Source organism: Moorena sp. SIO3I6 (assembly GCF_010672095.1).
The window spans coordinates 1-1,350 of sequence record NZ_JAAHHU010001389.1 but is presented as its reverse complement, the minus strand read 5'-3'; the positions used below and the strand labels follow the sequence as shown (position 1 = coordinate 1,350).

Sequence of the window (1,350 nt, the reverse complement as noted above, 5' to 3'; positions counted from 1 at the left end):
AAATAACCAACCTGATCGCGGTCCTGGGCGGGTGGATACTTTTAATTCCTATAAATCCCTGCAATTTCGCTTCCCGATGGATCAGTTAGACCCTGATGAATTGATTGGTGGTGCAGATTTTCCCTCGATCTGGAATCAGAAGCCTCGTGAAGGTTTGCAGTTGCACTGGGATGGTGATAATGACTCGGTGGATGAGCGGAACCTAAGCGCTGCTTTGGGTGCAGGGGTGACACCAACCACGGTAGATTTGGATGGGATTCAACGGGTTGCTGATTGGCTGTGGGAATTACCACCCCCGCCCTATCCCTATGAGATTAACCAGAATTTGGCAGCAGTGGGTAAGCCAATTTATGAAAACAACTGCGCCAGTTGCCATGCTTTTGGTGGTTCAAAGGTTGGCAAGGTAACACCTATTGAAGAAATTGGTACAGACCGATATCGTCTGGATTCCTACACCTATGAACTGCTTTCTAACCAAAATACCCTCTTTGTTGGCACACCAAGGCGTTTCAAACATTTCCGCAAAACCAATGGCTATGCCAATGTGCCCCTAGATGGAATTTGGCTACGAGCTCCCTATTTACATAATGGTTCAGTACCAACCCTAAGAGACTTGTTAGAAACCCCCGAAAACCGACCCAAAGAATTCTATCGGGGTGATGATGTTTTCGATCAGGACAAGGTTGGTTTTGTTTCCGATGTAGCAGAGGATAATACCAACAAATTCTTTAAGATTTATACAACAATTCCTGGCAATTTAAATAGTGGTCACCTTTATGGAACTGACCTCTCTCCAGAAGCAAAAGATGCCTTAGTGGAGTACATGAAGACCCTTTAGTAAGGGATAAATGTAAACAATTATTTACAAAAACCAACCAATACATTAAACAAAGAGATTAAAACAACAGATTCAAGCAAGAGGTAAAATGAACGCTTACGCTAAATACTTTGGTTGTGTGGTATGGCTTGGCATCATTATCAATGTGGTGTTTTTTGTCATTCCCTGTCTTGATGCAGTCGCTCATGGGGGAAACCACGGCAGTCGCTCATGGGGGAGACCCCCAAGACCGCGCTGCCTTCCCAAGACCGCGCTGCATCGCTTATGCTTCTTTCCAGAAGTCATGCTTTCGTTATTAAAAATGCAAATTCCAGTGCCGATTATCTGGGTACGTGCTGCAGGATTGCTATTGCTGGAAATCAGTATTTTATACATTCCTGGTGCTATGGATCCCTATCGCTGTCTTGATGCAGTCGCTCATGGGTGAAACCACGGCAGTCGCTCACGGGGGTGACCCACAAGACCGCGCTGCCTACCCAAGACCGCGCTGCAATGTTATTAAGCAACAGCTT

At 45.6% G+C, this 1,350-nt stretch carries 1 protein-coding gene and 1 pseudogene; both read left to right on the top strand.

Annotated features, from left to right (window positions below; translation table 11 throughout):
• Positions 1-838: pseudogene (locus F6K49_RS49595) on the top strand (c-type cytochrome); the annotation flags it as partial.
• Positions 839-926: 88 nt separating this feature from the next.
• Positions 927-1,265: a hypothetical protein gene (locus tag F6K49_RS49590; protein WP_293110154.1), complete on the top strand. Its 339-nt coding sequence runs from the start codon at positions 927-929 to the stop codon at positions 1,263-1,265.
• Positions 1,266-1,350 lie beyond the last annotated feature (85 nt).

What these genes read in the sequence shown, in the direction of transcription:
- F6K49_RS49590 (WP_293110154.1), top strand. Translation starts at nt 927, where the DNA reads ATGAACGCTTACGCTAAATACTTTGGTTGTGTGGTATGGCTTGGCATC.